Consider the following 12935-nt stretch of genomic DNA (forward strand, 5'->3'; position numbering starts at 1 on the left):
GACTCGACGGCGACCCGCCCGCACGACCCGTGAGGTGTCCATGCAGATCCGTTCCGGTCCCGTCCCCCTCGTCGCCGCGCTCACGCTGACCGGGCTGCTCGCGGCGTGCTCGCCGTCCCAGGAACCGGCACCGGCCGGAACGTCCACCGGGACCCCGGCGACGACGCAGTCGACCTCGGCCGCGGCGCCGTCGGTCCCGTCGGGTTCCCAGGAGGCCGGGGCGGGTGGTTTCACCGAGGCGCAGACCGCCGACCTGTGCGCGCGGATGGAGGCCCAGCTGCAGAGCTGGCGCACCTACACCCCGTCGATCGGCCGCGGGGGCCTGAACATCCTCGTCGGCGAATGGGGTGCGGCGAACGGCATCGATCTGTTCGCGCTCGCGGGCGACCGGAGCCGCATCGACGCGGCGACCTCCGCGCAGTGCCCCGAGGTGCGCGAGGAAGCGATCCGGTCCCTGGAGATCCCGGATCTCGCGTCCGGCCTGGTGGGGTTCTGACATGGCGCTGCGCGAGTTGTACCCGCCCATCGAACCGCACGCCACGGGCATGCTCGACGTGGGCGACGGCCAGCAGCTGTACTGGGAGGAGAGCGGGAACCCGGACGGCAAGCCGGTGGTGTTCCTGCACGGCGGTCCCGGCGGGGGCACCTCGCCGAACCAGCGGCAGTTCTTCGATCCGCAGGCCTACCGCATCGTGCTGTTCGACCAGCGCGGCTGCGGCCGCTCGCTGCCGCACGTCGCCGACGGCGCCGATCTGTCGGTCAACACCACCGACCACCTGATCGCCGACATCGAGCGGCTGCAGGTGTTCCTCGGGGTGGAACGGTGGATGGTGTTCGGCGGGTCGTGGGGGTCGACGCTGGCCCTGGCGTACGCGCAGCGTCATCCCGGCCGGGTCACCGAACTGGTGCTGCGCGGCATCTTCCTGCTGCGCCGCAGCGAGATCGACTGGTACTACAACGGCGGTGCCGGACAGGTGTTCCCGGAGGCCTGGGAGGGTTTCTGCGCGCCGCTCGCGGCCGCGGAACCGGGCGAGCATCCCGTCGACACCTACCACCGGTTGCTGCACTCCCACGACCCGCGGGTCGCGCTGGACGCGGCGGTGGCGTGGTCCACCTGGGAGGGCGCGACGAGCACCCTGCTGCCGCATCCCGAGCGGGTCGCCGAGACCGCCGAGTCGCGGTTCGCGTTGGCGTTCGCCCGCATCGAGAACCACTACTTCCACCACCGCGGGTTCCTCGACGAAGGGCAGCTGCTGCGCGACATCGATGTGATGCAGGACATCCCGGGGGTGATCGTGCAGGGCCGCTACGACGTGGTGTGTCCGGCCCGCAGCGCGTGGGATCTGCACCGGGCGTGGCCGTCGTCGCGGCTGATCGTCGTCGACGACGCCGGGCACTCGGCGCACGAGCCGGGGATCGCCCACCATCTGCTCGAGGCCACCGACGGGTTCCGCTGACCCGGATCAGTCCGCGGTCGGCTGCTCCGGGAGCCGGCCGAAGCCGACGACGGCACCGTCGCCGGCCCAGTCGAGTTCGTGCACGCGGATACGGCCCATCTCGTTGCCGCCCACGGTGATCGCGCGGTCCCCGTCGACGGCGACGACGATGTTGGTGTGTTCGCGCTGCCCGAACCCGACGGCGCTGTGGTACAGCACCACATCGCCGACCTGCGGCCGGTGACCGCTGCCCGCGGGTTCGAAGCGCCCGGTCTGCTCGTAGTACTCCTGCAGGGTGTACACGCCGGGGATGCGCCAGTGCCCTGAGTGCGGATTCGCGAGCGGCACACCGGCTTCCCGCATCACCCAGCTGACGAAGTCGGCGCACCAGGGTTCCTCGACGCCCTCCGAGTAGAAGGTGCCGGGATGCTGCGCGTCGTGCTGGTCGGCGAGCAGGTCGACGATCCGCAACTGGGTCGACGTCAGTGCCGCGCGGTCGATCTCGGGGAAGTCGGCGCTGTCCCAGGGGAGCAACCGGTGCGGGGCGAGCGACCACACCAGCAGGGCCAGGGCAGCGAGCACCGGCACCACCACGGCGGCGACGAACACCGGTCGCCGCCGCGCGGGCGCTCCGCTCGACGGCTCACCGCTCGACGGTTCAGCGCTCCCCGACGGCTCAGCGTTCATGGTCGAAACGGATCTTGCGGGCCCGCGGGTCGGCGAGGGTGAGCCGGACCGGTACGGTGCGGCCTTCCTCCGGGGCACCTCCGCACGGACCGATCACGGTCTCGGCGGCGACGAACACCTCCGCGTCGCGACGGTCCGTGGCCTCCTTCAGCACCGTGGCCTCGAAGATCTCCCCGACGCGCGGACCGAGGACCACCGCTTCGGTGAGGTCGATGCAGGCCCGGTCGACCTTGCCCGCGAGCGAGTCGGTGGACGACATGATGCGCGGGAGGGTCGCGAGTTCCTCACGGACCGGGGCGGGCACCGGTCCGCCGGCCGACACGGCCAGGAACACCTCGGTGGCGTAGCGGTCCGACAGGCGCCGCAGCGGCGCGGTGACGTGGGCGTAGGGCGCGCCGATCGCGCCGTGCAGGGTGGACGACGGCAACTCGCCGTCGAACGCCGTGTAGGACGCGCCGCGCAGCAGCCGCGGGGCCTCGCTCATCAGCACCAGGGTCTCGGGGGCGTTCGCGTCGAGTCCGGCGAGGAACGCACCGACACCGAGGTCGGCGGGCCAGCGCACGCCGAGCGACCCGGCAGTGCGGCGCAGCGCGGCGACGGCTTCCGGGTCGGCGGGCGGCAACGTGCGCAGCAGCCCCACCCGCGCGTCGATCATCAACTGTGCCGCGCACATCCCGGTGAGCAGCGAGACCTGCGAGTTCCAGTCGTCGGCCGCGGTGCGGGGCTCGATCTGCAGCTTCCAGCCGTCACCGTGGGCGACGACGTCCTGGGTGGGCAGTCGCAGTTCGATGGCACCGCGTCGCAGCGCGGCATCCTCCCGCAGCCGGCCGAAGTCGGGCAGGGCGGCGATGGAGGGGTGCAGCGTGCCGCGGTCGGCGTCGTGCTGGACCCCGGCGTAATCGAACCGCGCGACCGAACGGATCAGGGCGCGCCGCACCTGCACCGCGACGGGTTCGGCACGCTCGTCGGTCTCGATGCGCCACACCACCGCGGGCCGGATCTCGCCCGGCAGCAGGCTCGCGGTGCCCTCGGACAGTTCGCGCGGATGCAGCGGGATCGACCCGTCGGGCAGGTAGTAGGTCTGCCCGCGACTGTGCGTCTCCGCATCGAGGGCGCCGCCCGGTTCGACGAGGGCGTAGACGTCGGCGATCGCGTAGTGCAGGACGAAGCCGTGTGCGGTGCGTTCGAGGTGCAGCGCCTGGTCGAGATCCATCGAACCCGGCGGGTCGATGGTCACGAAGGGCAGGTCGGTGCGGTCCTCGCGCGCGTCCGCGTAGCGGTCCGTGGCCAGGCGGGCCTCGGCGAGGGCGTCGTCCGGGAAGTCGCCGGGCAGCTCGAACTCGGCACGTACCTCGGCGAAGTCGATCGCCGGGGCGAAGACGATGGGGGTGGTCACCACCGTGGTCACCTACCCCGCCCGGCGCTCAACCGTTCTGCCACTCGTCGTCCGCCGCGTCGGCCGCCTTGTTCCGTTCGGCGGCGATCTGGAGGGCGCGTCGCGCGGTCTCCTCGTCCGGATAGGGCCCCATGCGGTTGAGGGCGTTGGGGTCCTTGCCCTGGGTGACCTGCCCGGTCCGTACGTCGTAGTACCAGCCGTCGTCGTCGCTCATGGCTCCCAGTGTGCCCGAATAGCGGCATTGTGTGCGGGGAACTCACCGGGGAGGTGCCGCGCCGGACCCCCGGCAGGTACTGTCGTCCGACACGCACATCCGCTGCATTGACGAAGGAGCACGCTTCATGTCCTACATCCTCTTCGACACGTTGCTGCCCTGGCTGGGAGCGGAGGCGTCCTCGTACTGGGCGCATCTGCTGGTGATCGATCCGATCTGATCCGCCGGGATGCGCGGCGTGGGGACAGGGAGCGTGAGCGAACGAGCCGGCCTGTAAGCCGGATCCTGTCCCCCGCCGAGGGCGGGGTGGCGGCCATCCATCTGGGCACACCGTCGCCGGGTACCTCGAGCGGTCCACCCGCAGGCTCGGGCGAGCAGCCCTCGAACACCTGCGCAGACGCACCGCAAGCGGTGCGCCCTTCGACCTTGCTCCGGGCGGGGTTTACCGAGCCACCCCGGTCACCCGGGGTGCTGGTGCGCTCTTACCGCACCGTTTCACCCTTACCTGCCCCGAAGGGCAGGCGGTCTGTTTTCTGTGGCACTGTCCCGCGAGTCACCTCGGGTTGCCGTTAGCAACCGCCCTGCTCTGTGGAGTCCGGACTTTCCTCGACCCGGGGCCTGACACCGTGTGGTGCCGGTTCCCCGTGCCGCGACCGCCCGGCCGACTCGTTCGCTCGACCAGACTAGCCCCCGCCCTGTCGCGGTCGCCAACTACGGTGCATCCATGACTCGATATGCGGCCCTTCTGCGCGGGATCAACGTGGGCGGGATCCGGATCCGGATGGCGGATCTGAAGGACGTCTTCACCGGGCTCGGCCTGACCGAGGTCCGCACGGTGCTCGCCTCCGGGAACGTGCTGTTCGAGTCGCCCGACTCCCCCGAGACCCTCGAGCCCCGGATCGAGGCGGCGCTGACCGAACGGTTCGGCTACGACGCCCACGTGTTCGTCGTGGAGCGGTCGTACCTCGAGCGGGTCGTCGACGCGTTCCCCTTCGACGAGACCCGCGAGGGGTGGCACTCGTACGTGGTCCTCGTCTCCGATCCGGCGGTGCTCGCGCAACTGGACACCCTCGCGGACGGTCTCGACCCGCAGCTCGAGCAGGTCGCGACCGGCGAGGGCGTCCTCTACTGGCAGGTCGAGAAGGGCCGCACCCTCGACAGCGTCGTCGGCAAGCGGTCCGGTTCGGCGAAGCACAAGGCGACGACGACGGTCCGCAACATGAAGACCCTGCGGAAACTGCTCTGATCACGACGGCTCGTCCCATTTTCCGTGATCTGCCCGACCGTGCATACCGATTGCAGGTATCTTCCCCCGCATCGACGACCCGTCCACGAGGACACAGGGGGCAGAATGCGCATCGGTGCCGGAGTGCTGGCCGCGGCCGCAGCCGCGACTCTCGTCGCGGCGGGAGCGACGGGCGTGACACACGCCCACGCCGACCCGGTACCGGACTTCTACACCCCACCGGCCGCCTTCCAGGACTCCGCGCCGGGTGAGATCCTGCGCACCGCCCCGTCGGTCGCCGCGGTCGTCCCGAACACTCCGGCGGTGATCGACGCGTCGGTGACCCGCGTGATGTACCGCAGCACCGACGCGCGCGGCGGCCCGGTCGCGACGGTCGGCACCGTGCTCGTCCCGTCGCAGCCGTGGACCGGGGACGGACCGCGGCCCACCGTCGTGCTCGGCCCCGGCACCCAGGGTATGGGCGACCAGTGCGCCCCGTCGAAGCTCATGACCTTCGGGCAGGAGTACGAGTACATCCACATCGGGCCGATGCTCGCCCGCGGCTACGCCGTCGCGGTCACCGACTACGAGGGTCTGGGCACCCCGGGTGTGCACCCCTATCTCAACCGGGAATCGCAGGGCCGGGCGATGCTCGACCTCGCCCGCGCCACCCGCTCGCTCGACGGGCTCGGGGTGGATCCGGACGGCCCGATCGCGTTCTGGGGCTACTCGCAGGGCGGGATGTCCTCGGCGTCCGCCGCCGAGCTCCTCGCGTCGTACGCGCCGGAACTGCCGGTGGTGGGCGCGGTCGCCGGCTCACCGCCCGCCGATCTCGCCGACCTCGCGGTCGCCGGCGACGGATCCTCGCTGGTCGGCGGCATCGGTTGGGTCGTCGACGGGTTCGTCTCGGCGTATCCGGAGCACCGCGACGAGATGCTGTCGGTGTTCAACGATGCCGGCCTCGACATCCTGCGGCGTGCCGAGACGGCGTGCGTCTTCGACGCCCTGCTGCTGAACCCGTTCATGCCGACCTCGGCGTACACGCGCGACGGCCGTCCCATCGCCGCTCATCTCGACACCGAACCGTGGGCGTCGGTGGTGGAGGAGCAGCGGCTGGGCAACCGCATCCCGTCGGTCCCGGTGTTCGTCGCGCAGAGCACGAACGACGACTTCGTGCTCGTGCAGGGCGTCGACGGCATGGTCGCGAAGTGGTGCGCAGGTGGTGCCGACGTCACCTACCGTCGCTACGACGTGCCGCCGGTGCTCACCAAGACCGGTGCGGGGCACCTGATCGGGATGTTCCCGTCGCTGGTCGAGGGCCTGGACTGGCTCGACCAGCGGTTCGCCGGCGAGCCTCCGGCCTCGGGCTGCGGGGCCTGAGACCCGGGGGTCCGGGAAAAAATTCTGCGGCCCGTGTAACGCCTGTCGCGTGGGCCCGATAGACAGGGTGAGTGGCCGCGCAGGCAATCCCCCGACATGCTTGCGCGGCCACTTTTCGTCTGTCTGCTCCCCTGTTACAGGTGCGAGGTGTCGTTGACCAGCCGCACCGACGAGCCACCGTCCGGATAGAACTCCGCGATGCTCAGCGAGGCCAGGTCCAGGTGCAGGCGGTACAGCAGCGACGGCCCGGATTCGAGCGCGAGCTGCAGGAACGTCTTGATCGGCGTCACGTGGGAGACGACGAGGACGGTCGAGCCGCCGTACTCGGCGAGCAGGTCGTCGCGGACCACCTCGATCCGCTTGGCGACCTCGTCGAAGCTCTCCCCCTTCGGGGGCCGCACCGAGGTGTCGCCCAGCCAGCGACGGTGCAGCTCGGGGTCGCGCTCGGCGGCCTCCCCGAAGGTGAGCCCCTCCCAGTCCCCGAAGTCGGTCTCTATGAGACCGTCGTGCACGGTCAAGGGCAGGCCGAGGGCGTCGGCCGCGGCCGTGGCGGTCTCCCGGGCCCGTCCGAGCGGCGACGACACGACGGCGGCGACACCGCCGCGCGCCCCGATCCGGCGGGCGGCGGCCAGTGCCTGTTCGCGTCCGAGTTCGGTCAGCGGCGGGTTACCGCGCCCCGAATAGCGGCGTTCGACCGACAGCGGGGTCTGGCCGTGCCGCAGCAGCAGCAGACGCGTCGGAGTGCCGGTCGCACCGGTCCAGCCGGGCGAGGACGTCTTCCCGGGATCCGGCGCGGTGGTCCCGCGGGAGTCCTGCACGACGGGATCCTGTGCCGCATCCCCGTCGGCCGACTCGGCGGCCGCATCCCCGCCGGCCGACTCGGCGGCCGCGTCCATCGCCTCGTTGGCGAGGCGGTCGGCGTGGGCGTTCTCGGCGCGCGGGATCCAGGTGAAGCTCACCCGCGCGAAGCGTCCGGCCAGGGCCCGGGCCTCGGCGGCGAGCGGCTTCATGTCCGGATGCTTGACCTGCCAGCGACCGCTCATCTGCTCGACGACGAGCTTGGAATCCATCCGGACGTCCACCTCGTCGGCGCCGAGTTCGGCGGCGGCGGTCAGGCCCGCGATGAGCCCCTTGTACTCGGCCACGTTGTTGGTGGCGCGGCCGACGCTCGCCTGCCGTTCGGCCAGGATCGTGCGGTGGTCGGCGTCGAAGACCACGGCGCCGTAGCCGGCAGGGCCGGGATTGCCCCGGGAACCGCCGTCCGCTTCGACGACGACCCTGGTCACAGGCCGGATTCCTTGGTGCGCACCATGATCGCGTCGCACTCGGGGCAGCGCACGAGCACCTCGGCGGGGGTCGCCGCGATGCGGGCGATCTCACCGCGATCGAGCTCGAGACGGCAGGCGCCGCAGCGGCGGCCCTGCAGCAGGGCGGCACCGATACCCGCCCGCTCCCGCTGCTTCTCGTAGAGGGCCACCAACTCGTCCGGGAACACCGCGAGCAGGGCTTCGCGGTCGCTGCGGCAGCGCTGCTCGGCGACCTCGATGTCGGCGAGGGCCTCGTCGCGGGCCCGCATCGCGTCGGCGATCTGCTCGTCGATCTGCGAGACCTGGGCGCCGGCGTGGTCGTGGTCGGCCTTGGACGCCTCGCGGCGTTCCATCACCTCGAGCAGGTCGTCCTCGAGGACGGACTGGCGGCGTTCGAGGCTGCCGAGCTCGTGCTGCAGTTCGGTGAGCTGCTTGGATCCCACCGAACCGCTCTGGAGCAGCGACCGGTCGCGGTCCGCACGCTTGCGCACGGCCTCGATCTCGCTCTCGAGCTTGCGGATGTCGCGGTCCAGATCGTCGAGGACGATCTCGACGGCGACCGCGGCGTCCTTACGGGCGTTGCGTTCGACCTGGAGCCGGTCCACCTCCTGCTGTTCGGGCAGTGTCCGACGGCGGTGCGCGAGGCGGTTGAGCTCGGCGTCCACGGCAGCGAGGGACAGGAGCTTGGCCTGCACGGTGGGTTCGACGTTCACTCGGGTGGTTCCTGCTTTCGGTGATGATCGGGATGTGTCGGGCGGTGCGGCCACCGGCCCTGCACGGGCGTGTCGTAGCTGATTACCGTACCGCGCGGGCCGCGGTCGTCCAGGGATCGGTACGCAGTTCGCTCACTCGCGACTCCCAGCCGTCGCGCTCGGCGAACGCCCCGTCGAGGACGCCGCGGGCCTGGGCGCACCAGGGATACTCACTCGCCCAGTGTGCGACGTCCACCAGCGCCGGGCCACCCGCACGCAGATGTTCGTCGGCGGGATGGTGCCGCAGGTCGGCGGTGACGTAGGCGTCCACCCCGAGGGCGGCGACGGTCGCCAGGAAGGAGTCACCCGAGCCGCCGCACACCGCGACGGTGCGGATGGGCCGGTCCGGGTCGCCGGCGCCGCGCACACCCCATTCGGTGGCGGGCAGGGCCGCGGCGACGTCGGCGGTGAACTCGCGCAGCGTCCGGGTCTCCGGCAGCTCCCCCACCCGCCCGAGCCCGCGGTCGCTCGGCAGGTCGGCGAGTTCGAGGACGTCGAAGGCCGGTTCCTCGTAGGGATGCGCCGCCCGCAGGGCTGCGAGGACCGCCTTCCGCAGCCGCCGCGGGGCGACGACCTCGATGCGGTCCTCGGGGACGGTTTCGAGGTCCCCGACCGAGCCGATGGCGGGGTCGGCGCCGTCGACGGGCCGGAACTGCCCGGTGCCGCTGGTGCTCCAGCAACACTCGCGGTAGTTGCCGAGTGCTCCGGCGCCGGCGGCGAACAGCGCGGCGCGGACCGTGTCCGCGGCGTCGGTGGGGACCATGACGACCCACTTGTCGGTGGCCGGTTCCGGCTTGGGTTCGAGGGGGCGCAGCCCGGTCAGGCCCAGCACCGCGGCGAGCGCGTCGGACACGCCCGGGTTGGCGCGGTCGGCGTTGGTGTGGGCGGTGAACAACGCGCAGCCACCCCGGATGAGGCGGTGGATCAGAGCGCCCTTCGGGGTGTGGGCACCGACGGTGTCGACGCCGCGCAGCAGCAGCGGGTGGTGCACGAGCAGCAGCTGCGCACCCCAGTCGAGGGCCTCGTCGACGACCGCGGCGGTCGCGTCCACGGCGAGGAGCACCTTGCGGACCGGCTCGGCCGGGTCCCCGGCCACGAGGCCCACCGAATCCCAGCTCTCCGCGAGCGACGGGGGGTAGGCCGTCTCGAGAACGTCGATCACCTCACGCAGCGTCGGCGCCGTCACGTGTCCTCCTCGATTGCTGTACGTGTCCGGTGCAGGAGCCCTCCTGCCGGGCCTCCCACCCGCACGACCCTACGCGGCGCGATGGGCCACGCCCGGGGACAATGGCCCGGTGACCGTTCTCGCAGACACGCATCCCCTCGTCGTTCCCGCTCCGGTCGTGCTGTTCGACCTGGACGGTACGCTCACCGATTCCGCGACCGGGGTGATCAACGGGTTCCTGCACGCGGCCGAGAAGGTCGGCTTCGCGGCGCCGGAGGGCGCGCTCGAACGGCTGCTCGGACCGCCGATGCGCGACACCCTGCAGACCCTCGGTCTGGACGAGCCGCGGATCGCGGCGGGTCTCGCCGCGTACCGGGAGTACTACTCCGCCACCGGCTGGGCCGAGAACGCGGTCTTCGACGGGATCGAGGCGCTGCTGGAGTCGGTGCGGGCGGCGGGCAGCCGGCTGGCGGTCGCGACCTCGAAGTCGCAGACCTTCGCCGAGCGCATCCTCGAGCACTTCGGGCTGGCCGGGTACTTCGAGTTCATCGGCGGGGCCAGCGACGACGGCAGCCGCAGGCACAAGTCCGACGTGGTCGCGCACAGCCTCGCCGCGCTCGGTGTCGTCCCGCGCGACGTCGCGGGGGGCGGCACCCCGGGTGTGGTGATGGTCGGCGACCGCGAGCACGACATCCACGGCGCGGGCCGGTGGGGCATCCCGACCGTCTTCGTGGAGTGGGGTTACGGCACGGACGACGAGGGTCGCGCGGCGGCCCGCACGACCGCGAACGTCGACGAACTGCGCGAGGTGCTCACCGGTGGACGCTGAACACATGCTGCACGTGACGTTCGTGTGCACGGGGAACATCTGCCGGTCCCCGATGGCCGAGAAGATCTTCGCCGAGCACCTGCGCCGGGAGGGTCTCGACCACAGGGTGCGGGTGTCCAGCGCGGGCACGCACGGCTGGCACGTCGGGTCCGAGGCCGATCCGCGTACCAACGCGGTGCTGCAGCAGCACGGCTATCCGACGGGTCACAGTGCCGCGAAGCTCGGCGCCGAGCACCTGTCGGCGGATCTCGTCGTCGCGATGACCACCACGCACGAGCGCACGCTCGCGCAGCTCGGAGTGCCGTCGGACCGGCGGGTGCTGCTGCGCTCGTTCGACCCGGACGCCGACGACGACTCGGTGCCCGACCCCTACTACGGGTCGCTGGCCGAGTTCGAGCTGGTCCGCGAGCAGATCGAGGCTGCGGTGCCGGGTCTGCTCGACTGGGTGCGACGGCAGTGAGACGTACTTCACCGGCTACCGTGGATCTGTGCGCCGATTGACGTTTCTCCTCCGCCCGGGCTGGCTCGTCCTGGCCCTGGTCGTCGTGGGCTTCGCCTATGCGTGCTTCACGGTGCTCGCACCCTGGCAGCTCGGCAAGAACACGGACACCGAGGAGCGCAACGCACGGATCTCCGCGTCGATGGCCCAGGATCCGGTGCCCGTCGGCGACCTGCTGGGCGGTGACGGGCCGACGATCGACGACGAGTGGCGTCGTGTTGTCGCGGAGGGCAGCTACCTGCCGGACTCGGACGTGCTGGTGCGGTTGCGCAGCGTCGAGTCCAAGCCCGCCTACGAGGTGCTGACCCCGCTCGCGCTGAACGACGGCCGCACGATCCTGGTCAACCGCGGTTACGTGCGTCCGGTGCAGGGCACCGAGGTGCCCGAGATCCCTCCGGCGCCGACCGGACCGGTCACCCTCGACGCCCGCATCCGCATGTCCGAGGGCACGGTGCCGGGCAAGGACCCGTTCACCGACGCCGGTTACCAGCAGGTGTACTTCATCGATGCCCCGCAGGTCGCGTCGCTGACGGGTCTCGAGCTCGAGGACGTCTACCTGCAACTCGACGCCGACCAGCCCGGTGGGCTCGGTGTGGTGCCGCTCCCCCAGCTCGATTCGGGTCCGTACCTGTCGTACGGGCTGCAGTGGCTCGCGTTCGGGATCATGGCGCCGCTCGGCCTGGGCTACTTCGTGTGGGCGGAGCTGCGGGAGCGCCGCAAGGCGAAGGCCGCGGCGGCCGGGACCCCGGAGGCGCCCGTCGAGCCGGCTCCGCGCACCACGGCCGAGAAGCTCGCCGATCGATACGGCCGCCCCCGGTGACCGCCCTGCCCCGACTCGAGGAGTCCCCGATGTACGTCACCGTCGACGACTATCTGGCCGACAAGGATCCGGCGGCCGTCGACGTCTTCCGGCGGGTGCGCGCGATGATCCTGGACCTCGGGGACGACGTCACCGAGCAGGTGCACTCGTCGGAGATCTCCTGGTCCCGCACCCGCGTCTTCGCCGCGGCGTTCGTCTATTCGTCGCGGCTGGAGGTCGCGCTGGATCTGCCCAAGCGCGTCCACCATCGCACGCTGCGCGAGGTGTTCCCGAACAAGGGCCCCGTCACGACGCACCGGCTGAGCGTGTCGTCCGTCGACGAGCTCGACGACCATTTCATCGCGCTGCTCGAGGAGGCCTACCGCACCGCCGCAGGCCGTCCCTGACTCCGATCCGGTGTTCTCGACTTCCTCATACGCAGTCGAGAACACCGGATCTCGTCGATCGCTCGGGTGACGAGCCGCTTCATTACTACGGATTACTACGGAGTTGTCACAAGTCGCACTCGGAACGGCTCTGCCCGACCGAATCGCAACCCCCCGCCGACGGCCGTCCGTACCGTTCCCGGAAACGGGCACCGCCCGCCGTGCGTGTCGAGTGGACGGGGAAACCGATGTCCCAACCTCCAGAATCGTCCCAGCCGTCTCCGGGCTTCTATCCCGATCCCAGTGGGGTGATGCGGTGGTGGGACGGCAAAGCGTGGACCGACCGGACGCAGGGCGGTGTTCCTCCGCAGGCACCCCCGCCCAAGAAGTCGCACACCACGCGGAACATCCTGCTCGCGCTGCTCGCCGTGGTCGTTCTCGTCGTCGGCGGATGTGTCGCCTTCCTCGGAGTGGCAGCCAACGAGGTGAACGAGGCCATCGAATCCGGGCAGGCGGAGAACGCCCGGCCGGGTGGCCCCGACAATCCCCTCACCATCGTCGAAGGCCGGCCCTTCGAGGTCGCCGGATTCCGGTACGCACCCGGCTGGGCGGTCGCCGACGACGGGTTGGGTGGCGTCACCGTCGAGAACCTGAAAGTGACGAACTCTCGTGACGACCGGGACGGTGCCCTCGTGGAAATCAAGTTCATGGCGGGCAACGAGGTCGTGGCACTGGTCGACTGCACGACGGAACAGATCCCGGTGGGACAGACCACGACGCTGAACTGCATCAGCAGCGACGACTTCCCGACGGACTACGACCGGATCACCATCAACGACGCGTTCTGAGCCGAGCCGGGA

15 protein-coding genes and 1 other RNA gene are annotated in these 12935 nt (G+C 71.1%); 9 read left to right on the forward strand and 7 right to left on the reverse strand.

Annotated features, from left to right (window positions below; genetic code table 11):
• Positions 1-40: 40 nt before the first annotated feature.
• Complete coding sequence (locus OED52_RS12520; protein ID WP_264151211.1) at positions 41-496, forward strand: hypothetical protein; 456 nt, start codon at positions 41-43, stop codon at positions 494-496.
• 1 nt (position 497) lies between these two features.
• Positions 498-1457, forward strand: coding sequence for a prolyl aminopeptidase (gene pip / locus OED52_RS12525; protein ID WP_264151212.1), 960 nt, complete (start codon positions 498-500; stop codon positions 1455-1457).
• A gap of 6 nt (positions 1458-1463) precedes the next feature.
• On the opposite strand, the gene OED52_RS12530 is transcribed toward pip, so the two are convergent.
• From OED52_RS12530 to rnpB, 4 genes are all read right to left on the reverse strand, one after another.
• Positions 1464-2123, reverse strand: a complete 660-nt coding sequence (locus OED52_RS12530; RefSeq protein ID WP_264151213.1) for a CHAP domain-containing protein — start codon at positions 2121-2123, stop codon at positions 1464-1466.
• Positions 2113-3522 carry an RNB domain-containing ribonuclease gene (locus tag OED52_RS12535; protein WP_264151214.1) on the reverse strand — a complete coding sequence of 470 codons (1410 nt, stop codon included), beginning with the start codon at positions 3520-3522 and terminating at the stop codon, positions 2113-2115. The genes OED52_RS12530 and OED52_RS12535 overlap by 11 nt, the downstream gene beginning before the upstream one ends.
• Before the next feature lie 25 nt (positions 3523-3547).
• Complete coding sequence (locus tag OED52_RS12540) at positions 3548-3733, reverse strand: hypothetical protein (protein ID WP_264151215.1); 186 nt, start codon at positions 3731-3733, stop codon at positions 3548-3550.
• Between the two features lie 258 nt (positions 3734-3991).
• Positions 3992-4402: RNase P RNA component class A (rnpB, locus tag OED52_RS12545), an RNA gene on the reverse strand.
• Between the two features lie 55 nt (positions 4403-4457).
• On the opposite strand from rnpB, the gene OED52_RS12550 reads away from it, so the two are divergent.
• Both OED52_RS12550 and OED52_RS12555 read left to right on the forward strand, forming a co-directional pair.
• Entirely contained in the window at positions 4458-4979 is a 522-nt protein-coding gene (locus OED52_RS12550; protein ID WP_264151216.1) for a DUF1697 domain-containing protein, read from the forward strand.
• 105 nt (positions 4980-5084) lie between these two features.
• Complete coding sequence (locus OED52_RS12555; protein WP_264151217.1) at positions 5085-6338, forward strand: lipase family protein; 1254 nt, start codon at positions 5085-5087, stop codon at positions 6336-6338.
• A gap of 134 nt (positions 6339-6472) precedes the next feature.
• Here the strand turns inward: OED52_RS12555 and OED52_RS12560 are convergent, their stop codons facing one another.
• From OED52_RS12560 to OED52_RS12570, 3 genes are all read right to left on the reverse strand, one after another.
• The gene (locus OED52_RS12560; RefSeq protein WP_264151218.1) at positions 6473-7624 is read right to left on the reverse strand and encodes a bifunctional RNase H/acid phosphatase; all 1152 of its coding nucleotides are present in this window, start codon (positions 7622-7624) and stop codon (positions 6473-6475) included.
• Positions 7621-8358 carry a zinc ribbon domain-containing protein gene (locus OED52_RS12565; protein WP_264151219.1) on the reverse strand — a complete coding sequence of 246 codons (738 nt, stop codon included), beginning with the start codon at positions 8356-8358 and terminating at the stop codon, positions 7621-7623. The genes OED52_RS12560 and OED52_RS12565 overlap by 4 nt, the downstream gene beginning before the upstream one ends.
• Positions 8359-8440: 82 nt before the next feature.
• Positions 8441-9583, reverse strand: coding sequence for a Nif3-like dinuclear metal center hexameric protein (locus tag OED52_RS12570; protein WP_264151220.1), 1143 nt, complete (start codon positions 9581-9583; stop codon positions 8441-8443).
• A 109-nt stretch (positions 9584-9692) separates the two neighbouring features.
• Between OED52_RS12570 and OED52_RS12575 the strand changes: the two genes are divergently transcribed.
• From OED52_RS12575 to OED52_RS12595, 5 genes are all read left to right on the forward strand, one after another.
• Positions 9693-10391, forward strand: a complete 699-nt coding sequence (locus tag OED52_RS12575; protein ID WP_264151221.1) for an HAD hydrolase-like protein — start codon at positions 9693-9695, stop codon at positions 10389-10391.
• A 4-nt stretch (positions 10392-10395) separates the two neighbouring features.
• Positions 10396-10851 (forward strand): low molecular weight protein-tyrosine-phosphatase, encoded by a 456-nt coding sequence (locus tag OED52_RS12580; protein WP_264154686.1) that lies wholly within the window; start codon positions 10396-10398, stop codon positions 10849-10851.
• Between the two features lie 28 nt (positions 10852-10879).
• Positions 10880-11710, forward strand: coding sequence for an SURF1 family cytochrome oxidase biogenesis protein (locus tag OED52_RS12585; RefSeq protein WP_264151222.1), 831 nt, complete (start codon positions 10880-10882; stop codon positions 11708-11710).
• Positions 11711-11739: 29 nt separating this feature from the next.
• A complete protein-coding gene (locus OED52_RS12590; RefSeq protein WP_264154687.1) occupies positions 11740-12096 on the forward strand; it encodes a DUF5655 domain-containing protein in 357 nt (118 codons plus the stop codon).
• A gap of 227 nt (positions 12097-12323) precedes the next feature.
• Complete coding sequence (locus OED52_RS12595; protein ID WP_264151223.1) at positions 12324-12923, forward strand: DUF2510 domain-containing protein; 600 nt, start codon at positions 12324-12326, stop codon at positions 12921-12923.
• The last annotated feature ends 12 nt before the right edge of the window (positions 12924-12935 follow it).

The sequence above is a fragment of the Rhodococcus sp. Z13 genome, from assembly GCF_025837095.1.
GTDB classification, from domain to species: Bacteria; Actinomycetota; Actinomycetes; order Mycobacteriales; family Mycobacteriaceae; genus Rhodococcus; species Rhodococcus sacchari.